Below are 9,599 nucleotides of genomic sequence, written 5' to 3'. Positions count from 1 at the left end.
TTGTTGTGGACAAAAAGGAACTACAGGAAAAACTTTCGGCTTTGTCGCCAAAAGAGCAAGCGTTGTTGTTACAGCGATTCAAAGAAAGAAGCTTGTCGTCGGCCATGTCGGGTATTCAGCCTTGTCAGCACGATGCAACAGAACCAGTGGCAGTCTCATTTGCGCAGCAAGGATTGTGGTTTATGGAGCAGATGGAAGGCGCCAGCCATAAATACAACATGGCCAGCGCCTATCATCTGAAAGGGGCATTGGATTGTGAAGCCTTACGTCGAGCCCTTGCTGCGATTTATCAGCGGCATAATGCGCTCAGAACCGTGTTTTTTGAGGTGAGTGGAGAGCCGCGCCAACTGGTGCAACAGTCGCCGTTACCGTTTCAGCAGATTGATTTGTCGGCGCTGACGGCAGAGGCAGCAGAAGCACAGGTCAAGCAAAAACTGACCGAGAACAGCCGGCACTTGTTTGATTTGAGCAGAGGGCCGTTGGTGCGTTTCGAATTGGTGCGGCTACATTCGCAGCATCATCTCTTGTTGCTGAATTTCCACCACATTATTTTCGATGGGTACTCCAAGGGATTGTTTTTAAAAGAACTAGGCATTGGTTATGCCCATTATAAACAGGGCGGAACCGCCGTGGAGCTGCCGCCGCTACCTATACAATACCGGGATTATGCTGTGTGGCAGCGGGAAACGCTGGCTGGCACAATAGGTGAACAGCTTCAGTACTGGCAACATACCCTGGCTGATGCTCCTGCACTGCTCAATCTGCCGGTCGATGATATCCGGCCTGCTTTACCAAGCGGGCGTGGCCGCGCGCTAGACGTTGCGGTATCCAAAGATTTGACGCGGCGTTTCCTTCAGTTGGGTCGCCAGCACAGCGTAACGCCGTTTATCAGCTTATTGGCCTTGTTTAGTGTCGTGTTGAGTTATTTCAGCGAAGAGCAGGACATTCTGGTGGGAACGCCGGTGGATAACCGCAATAAACCGGAATTAAATAGTGTCATTGGCTATTTCCTCAACACGCTGGTTGTGCGAAATCAGATTGATTTAAATCAGTCGTTTACTGACGTGCTGGCGTCGGTAAAAACCAACACGATTCAGGCTTTCAGTCATCAAGATATTCCGTTCGTACAAGTGACCGAACACCTGAATCATACCCGGAGTCTAAGCATTACCCCGTTATTTCAGGTCATGATGGTGCTGCAGAACAAGACGTCAAGCGAAGTGAGTCTTGCGGGCATCGACATCGCCAAATATGGGGCTGAAACCACAACGTCGAAATATGATTTATATCTGACGTTTCGTGAAACTGATGATGGACTACGCGGCTGGTTGACTTACAACAGCGATATCTTTGCTGAACAGACCGTGACCGCAATCTTACAGACCTTTTATGAGCTGATGGAGTCGGTCGTAATTGCGCCCGCGTTGTCCCTGTGTCAGTTCCTGACGCCGGCTACTGTCGCGATGCCGGTGCCGATGCCTCAATCACATGGCGTTGAGACCTTATTAGGTCAACTGAGCACACTGCCGCCGGAACATCAGGTTCTGGCCGACCCGGAAAGTGGTATCACCGCAGGCCAGTTAAGTATGGACAGCGACCGGCTTTTGACATTGATGACGGATACGGGCGTGTTGCCGGGTGAGTTTGTTGTGATAGAACAAACGAATCTACGCCAGGATCTGATTGCCTTGGTAGCCTGCGCCAAACTGGGATGCTGTGTGGTGCTTGACTCAGCCTCCATACCGATTGCCAGAGGGGTACAGGAGCAACTCACCGTGCTGACGGGCAATATCTCGCAGACTGGGCTTGCCTGGCCGCGGCGACGCATTCAGATTGAAGAGTTGCATAGTGTGAACAACCGGCAGGTAACGGTAGTGCGTAGCCATCCGGCGCGGATGATGTATGTCCGTCTCGACGGGGCCGGTGCGTTGGGGCTGGCTGTGCATGATACCGAGGTGTTTAGCCAAGTCAGCTTGCTCCAGAGTGCAGTCAGTGGCGCTTCCCCGGTGATTCCGTTACTGGCGTCACTGGCTGATTTTGACCGGATGTTACTGCTTTGGTTCGGGGTTGTTTCGGGGAGTGTGGTGCGGCCGGTGGCCCTGGGTATTTGTCGTGATATCTTTGCCCTCGTCGATTACTGTCAGCAGCAACAATTTGATTGGTTACTAAGCTCCGGGCATCTGCTGGAAGAGCTGGTCGCCGCCTATCCGGAATTACATGAAGACTGGCCTCGGTTAAACCGGCTGATCTGCCGGGGCTCACGCTGGGTGGATGCGCTGGTGACAAAACTGCGCGCTGCATTGCCAGAGGCGACTATTCTTGCGTTGTTGACCAGTCATGGCGGGTTATTTACTCAGGCGGTCTCGACACTCCCTTCCGAACCACCGCAGCGATTGCGGTTTACTGCGCTGCCCGGTCGCGAGTTATCTTGCCGGGATGAGCAGCGGAATCTCTGTTTGCCGGAAAAAGTGGGCTTGCTCTGCAGTACCGGAGGGGTGGCACCCACCCCGGTTGGCGCCGTGCTGACCACAGGCTGGCCAGCGGTGGATCAAACCTGCTGCAGCGATGTACTGGCCAAAGCAAGCACCGATGGCACTCTGCGTCTACAGGGACGCAAACATCAGCAACACCAGATCCGTGGCTTCTCGGTCAATTTAGATCAGGTCGAAAATGCTCTATGTCGACTGAATGGGGTGAAAACCGCGGCGGCAGTCTACCTGGCCGATGAGCGGGGTCATACCGGGATCCTAGCCTTTGTGGTGGGGACGCAAACCGATGGTTTGCAGCCGGAGCGGCTAAAAGCCACCGTAAAACGGCAGGTTGCCGAATATTTTGCCCCGGATTGGTTGCTGGTTGTGCCAGATTTACCACGCTCGGCAAACGGCGAAATCGACTATCGTTGGCTGCCCGTGCCGGATTTGGCTGAGTTAACCCGGCAACACTTTGAGCCACCGCAGGGCCATACCGAGCAGCTAGTTGCCCGTCTGTGGCAGCAGTTACTGAAGGTGGATGCGGTCGGGCGGACGCATAATTTCTTTGACCTTGGCGGGCACTCGTTGCTGGCGATGCAGCTGATTGACGAGATTAAGCGACGCTTTGGTTTGCCGGTCACCACGCAGGATTTGTTTAACAATCTGACCTTGCAGGATTTTTGCAGTTGCCTCGAGACCATGATGCATATTCGCGAGCACAACGCCGTCGCCACTACCAGCGCTGAAACTTTCGATACTTTTGAATATTGAGTGTGTACGATGAACATAAATCTGTCCGATTTAAAACAACAGTATGCGGCGCTGTCGCAACAGTGGCAGCAACAGGCGAGCGGATTGTCGTTTTCGCTGGCGGGCTTGTTGGCGATGCGGGCCGCCACAGCACCGGCAGCAGCGGCACTGGAGTATGGTCAAATCGTGTTGAGCTATGCGCAGCTCGATGAGCAGGTCACGACTATAAGCCGGGCGCTGCTAGCGAAGTTTGGACCGTCGATCAGTCGGGTCGCGCTCAGTGTTGCGCCCGGCATTGAGCTGATAGTCAGTTTACTTGCGATTCAGCGTGCAGGGGCGGCGTACATCCCGATTGATCCCAAGTATCCGGATGCGCGCATCAGGCAAATTCTGGTGGATGGTCAACCGGACGCCTGGATTACCTCAGAAACGTTCGGTCGCCGGTTTGATTTCCCCGCCCACCAGTTAGTGACAACTGATGAATTATGGCGTGCCACTCAGGTGGCAGATCTGGCACCTGAACACGTGCCCTTGAATCACGCAGCCTATATCATGTACACCTCCGGGACTACCGGTCAGCCGAAGGGAGTGGTTGTCAGTCACCAAAATATCGCCAATTATCTGGCGGCAGTGCATCAGTGTTATGCAATCTCGGCACAGGACCGGATCCTGCAGTTTTGTTCAGTGAGCTTTGATACCTTTATTGAAGAGTTGGGCTTAACATTATTCAGTGGCGCATGCTTGGTGGTGCGGCCGGAAGATATTCTGGCCAGTAGCGACCAGTTCTGGCAAACCGTCAAGCAGTTGCAAATTACCGCAGTTAGTTTGCCGACCGCATACTGGCACGTGATTTGCGACCAATTGCACAGCGCCGATCTCACTGAAACCTCATTACGGCTTTGTATCATCGGCGGTGAATCTTACGATAAAAAACGCTTGCAAGCCTGGTTCAGTGCGGTACCCGCTGGTATGGCGCTGTTTAACAGCTATGGGCCGACGGAAGCGACTGTGGTGATCACGGTGGGTCAGCTGACGCCTACCGCCTTGCAAAGTAACCTCGTTGGCCGACCTTTATCGTCGGGTCTGCTGGTGCTGGTGGATGCACAGTTAAAGCCTGTGGTCGACGGTCCCGGCGAAGTGTTAGTGACCGGGCCTGCTGTGAGCGCCGGTTATCACGACAATCCGGCGCAAACCGCCTTAAAATTTGTGGTCCTACCGGATTGGCCGGATGGCCCGGTGTTTTACCGTACTGGTGATCGCGCGGTGTTTCAGGCGGAAGGGTCGCTTGAGTACCTGGGACGCATTGACAACCAGGTTAAGCTGCGCGGATTTCGGCTTGAACTGGGCGAGATTGAGTTTCACCTGAGCGCTTACAAAGGCATGAACGATGTGGCAGTCGTGAAGCACGCGACCAGCGAGTGCCTGGTGGCGCATTATTCGGCTGTGGCTGAACCCAACCCGGCTGAACTTCGTCAGTTGTTACAGCAAAAACTGCCTGAGTTTATGGTACCTGCCCACTATGTGTATCACGCGGCACTTCCCATTAACACACATGGCAAAATCGACCGTAAAATCCTCAGCCAGTGGACATTGCCGGCGGTGCCTGCTGACAGTGTGGAGGAGCGGCCCGCTGTTCATGCGGCGGCTTTGCTGCAAATCCTGCAGGATATTCTGCAGCAAAGCCCCCTGCAGCCAGCTGATAATTTCTACCGGCTTGGTGGCACGGTCGAACAGCTGCAACTGGCGGCACAACGGATTCGGCTGGAATTACATATTGACGTCACGGCTGATTTACTGGGCGCTCAGCCGACTGTACAGCAGATGGCGCAGTGTATTGACGCTCTGGCGCTACTCCAGCAATTGTGGGGACTAACCATCGACAATGCGGCTTATCATGTTGCTGTCTGATCGTTACGTCCCGAATAATAAAACAATAGGTACTCCCATGCTGACATTAGCAGAACTGCTTGAACAGACGACCAAAGCCGCCATCAGATTCGAGGTGGCAGATGGCAAGCTCCGTTGTCATGTGCCGCCAGGTGCTATGACGCCCGCTATAGATGCGGCAATACGGATCCATAAAAATGCAATGATCGATTTGTATACCCGTCATTATGAAACGCAGACCAATCCTCAATTCGAGCCAGCCTTTTTACAGTTGCTCGAACAACTGACGACTAAAAAAGCCTCGATGATTCTGCAAGGCAACCAGTTACAGGTCCGGTCCGCTGAACCGCTTAGCAGCACTGAGATTGCAGCCTTACGCCAATACAAGCCTGTTATCATTGCAGGGGCCAAAGTGCAGGCGGCTAGTCAGCAAATAGTCAGCAAAGCGCCACCTGATACCGAAGTTCTTGCCTCATTTTTTCAGGAGAGGCTTTGGCTGGTGGAACAACTGGAGCAGGTAGACGGTATCTACAATGTAAAGATAGTCTTGCCGCTGTCCGGTTTTGTAGTGGATGCCGTGTTGGTTGAACGGGTTTGTAACGAGCTGGTGGCTCGTCACCCGGTGCTGCGCACCGGATTTTTTCTCAAAGGTGAACAGTTGTTTCAGCGCGTGATGCCGCCTCAGCCGCTGCCATTACATCAGCTGAACCAGGATTGGGCTGCGCCGACTGCCGTTGTGCCTGACAGTGATTGGGTCGAGCGGCAAATCAGCACATTTTGTAAACAGCCATTTCAGCTCAGTGCCGGCGATGTCATTCGTTTTGGTCTGTTGCAGTGCGACGCCAGGCATGCGGTTCTGGTGATTGCCTTGCATCACATTGCTACCGATGCATGGTCAAACGATGTTCTGAACAAAGAGTTTGTCAGTTTATACCGCCAATACAGCGGGATGCCGACAGTCTCATTACCGGCAGTCCCGTTTGATTATCGTGATTACGCATTTTGGGAACGACAAGTTGCCGGTCGTGCTTCGTCTGCAGGCTCAAGACAGTACTGGCAACACCAGCTGCAGGGGAGCCCGCCTCTGTTGGTGTTACCTTCGGACCGATATCGCCCGGAAAAACGTAGTTTTAAAGGGGCTGTTGTCGGATTTACTGTCCCCACTGAGCTTAGTACGCGGTTAGAGAAGTTTGGCCAGCAACGGGGCGCATCGCCTTTTATGTTGTACCTGACCATTGTCCAGCTGCTATTGGCCAACTATAGTGATCAAGCCGATATCTGCATTAACTCGCCGGTTGCCAATCGGGCTAATCCAGCCTTTAAAAACATGGTCGGACCTTGCCTTAATTCATTGATCTTCAGAGCTAAAATTGACTTCTCTAACAACTTTTCTGCCTTGCTGGAACAGAATAAACTGACAGTGCAAGATGGCTTTAGCCATCAAGGATTTCCATTTCAGCAGGTGGTTGCCGATATACAGCCGGTGCGGGACTCCAGTTATGAGCCCGTTAGTCAGGTCTGTTTGGTGATGAAACTCACGCAACCGGGTGATGACAACATCGGGCGGCAGACGCAGCCTGTGACGGCCGCACAGTTTGATATGAAAAACATGGTGGAGAACGCAAATTTTGACCTCAATTTTGTCTTCAAGCTAACCTCGCAAGGGCTGCAAGGCTGGATCCACTACACAACCGATTTGTTTGAACGTGTCCGGATTGAGGCATTGGCGCGTAGTTTTATCCAGTTAAGTGAGTCGGTATTAAACTACCCGACTGTGCCATTAACTACGTTAAGCTGGTGTGGCAGCGATGATCAGGCATTGCTGCGTGCCCCTGGATGGCCGATCAATAGTGTTTGCTACCGGGACACGCCCCAGTATCAGCAATCGCAGCAGCGCCAGATGTTTTGGCAGGCTCAACTGGCACCTGTTCCTCTGGCATTCCCGGCAGATTGGCATAGGGAGCCAGCTAAAAAGATCGCGTTATGTCAGCAGATCCTGTCGGTTGACAAGACTGATGAACCTGCATTGTTCGGCGTTGTGGCAATGTTGCTTGCCATCTATACCCATCAGACGAATTTCAGTGTGGGGGTTGTTGGTCCGGCTGCAGGGGTGTTACCACTTGCAGTCGATTTTAACGGACCGCAGCTAAATGGTGCGCAGTTGGCGGCCTTTCAATCACAATTTGCTGTGTGGTGTCATCAGGTGGAGTTGGCTGACGGCTCTGAGGTATTGGCCCGTTGCACTGACTTTACGCCTGCGATCATCGTGATGTCGTCAACGCCTGCTGATGCTGGGCAGTTGTCTGTAAAACAATTATTTGAACAGCATGTGTCACTGGGTCTTATTTTGTTATTGGAGCAGGAGGGACCCGACAATCGGTGCTCGCTGTGGTACGACAGCGCGCGCTATCAAGCTGCCACAATGGATCTGTTGATGCAGCGGTTGCATCTTTGCTGGCAACAGCGTGCTGAACCGAGCTTTTTGCAGACGAGCCTTTGCCAGTTTATTCAGGCCCAGCTCATCCAGACGCAGCCTGGGCAGTCGTTTGCTGGTGCGATGACGCCGCCCGCTATGCCTGTTTTACAACGCATCCGTCATTTTGCCGCGACCACAGCACAGATTGCGTTCAGACAGGGCGAGCGAACGATCAGCTACTCTCAATTGGATGAGATCACCGACCGGCTGGCTCTGCGGCTACAGTGGCAATTGACCATCAAGCATGCGATTATCGCAATCGAGGCTATCAGAGATCTCGATACGATGCTGATGTACATTGCAATTCTCAAATCAGGTTGCGGCGTGATGCCGTTGCTGCCTGAGCTACCGGACCAACGTCTGTCGATGTTGCTCGAGCTGGCAAAACCAGATTTACTGATTTGTCGGTCTGAGCGTTTCTCTTTGTTAGCCGATACCGTCCCTTCGCTGATGACGACGACTTTGTTTGCAGATAGCCACACAGATGGGACTTACCGAGCGCCATCCCCTTGTCCGGACAGGCCGGCTTATGTGTTGTTTACGTCTGGTAGTACCGGCACTCCCAAAACAGTGGTCGTCCCACAAAAAACACTGGATGCCTACTGCCAAAGCTGGGTCGCGGTCGCAGGGCTGGACCAAACTGATAATCAATTACAATTCAATACTTTATCTTTTGACTTGTCTATTGAGGAGATTTTTGCCACCTTGTGGGCTGGCGCCAGCGTGGTGTTGTATCCACAAGACAAGGACATTTCGGTCACCGACTTTATTGCAGTATTGCAACACTATCAGATCACCCGGTTACGGTTGCCAACCGGTTACTGGCATGCGATTTGTGCAGGTCTTGACTCACACGTGAGACAGGCGTTTGCCGCCCTCAAATCTGTCGCTATTGCCGGGGAGCCGGCGAGCCCGGTTGCTGTGAAACAATGGCTACAGGTGCTGCCAGCTGTGCGTTTACTCAATAATTATGGTCCGACCGAAACAACCATTACGGTTTCAGACGGCGCGATACCGCTTGCATCTGCTGCAGGTACAGCGGTTGCCAGCAGAGTCAGCATCGGCCGGAATCTTCCGCATGCCTCTTGCTATGTTTGTACAGCTGATTTACAGTCGAAACCTGTTGGCATGGTTGGCGAGCTTTATATCAGCGGTCTGTGCCTTGCAACCAGTTATCATCAAGCTCCTGGTCTGACGGCCGCAGCGTTTTTGCCCAATCCGTTTAACACGGCGGTGACGACTGAAAGCAGAATTTATGCGACAGGTGATCTGGCACTGCAACGTCAGGATGGTTCAATTGAAATTTTGGGACGGGTCGATTCTCAGATTAAGTTCCGCGGCTTTCGAATTGAACCGCATGAAATTGCCGCCAAAATGCGACAGCTCGGTTGCCAGCAAGCTGAGATTTTAGTGGTTGAAATGTCTGCGCAAACGAAAATGTTGTGTGCGTTTATCGTTTCAGAGCGGTCGGCAGCAGCAGTAAAGCAAGACCTGCAAACCCAACTGCCCGAGTATATGGTGCCCGCGGTGGTGATGAATGTGGCCCAGATCCCACTGACAAGCTCAGGAAAAGTCGATCAGCGGACCCTGCAAGCACTGGTTAAGCGGGATTTGGATGTTTCAGGGCAAACAACAGCACTGCAAACGGATACTGAACTGATTTTAGCAGGCCTATGGCAACAGATTTTACATCTGGACGCTTCGGTGCGATTGTCGAACTTTTTTGCTTTAGGCGGTAATTCTCTGGCGGCTGTGAAGTTGAGTTACCTGCTCAACGAGCATTTTGCATTACAACTGACGATTCGGGATATCATGCGGACCCCCAATTTTCAGGAGCAGGCTGCGTTGATCGACCGCAGTGTGCAGATCCGTCAGGTGTATCGCAGTAGTGATCCCAGCCAAAGCCAGGAAGAGCTGATCACTGAATCATTTTAGGTCAATCTGATGTGTAAATGTGAGTACCCGATATGGATGTAGTAAAAACAAAACAACGTACTGCCGTGTTAAAAAATAAA

3 protein-coding genes are annotated in these 9,599 nt (G+C 52.6%); all 3 read left to right on the top strand.

Annotation, left to right across the window (positions count from 1 at the left end; all coding sequences use genetic code 11):
• Window positions 1–5: 5 nt before the first annotated feature.
• Genes A5320_RS03905 through A5320_RS03895 form a run of 3 tightly spaced genes read left to right on the top strand, consistent with a single transcriptional unit; the run spans window position 6 to window position 9,519 of the window.
• Complete coding sequence (locus A5320_RS03905) at window positions 6–3,242, top strand: condensation domain-containing protein (protein WP_068061162.1); 3,237 nt, start codon at window positions 6–8, stop codon at window positions 3,240–3,242.
• Between the two features lie 9 nt (window positions 3,243–3,251).
• Window positions 3,252–5,129, top strand: a complete 1,878-nt coding sequence (locus A5320_RS03900) for an amino acid adenylation domain-containing protein (protein WP_068061161.1) — start codon at window positions 3,252–3,254, stop codon at window positions 5,127–5,129.
• Between the two features lie 37 nt (window positions 5,130–5,166).
• Window positions 5,167–9,519 (top strand): non-ribosomal peptide synthetase, encoded by a 4,353-nt coding sequence (locus tag A5320_RS03895; RefSeq protein ID WP_068061158.1) that lies wholly within the window; start codon window positions 5,167–5,169, stop codon window positions 9,517–9,519.
• The last annotated feature ends 80 nt before the right edge of the window (window positions 9,520–9,599 follow it).

The organism is Rheinheimera sp. SA_1 (genome assembly GCF_001669775.1).
GTDB lineage: Bacteria > Pseudomonadota > Gammaproteobacteria > Enterobacterales > Alteromonadaceae > Pararheinheimera.
This window is presented reverse-complemented; position numbering and strand designations above follow the sequence as displayed.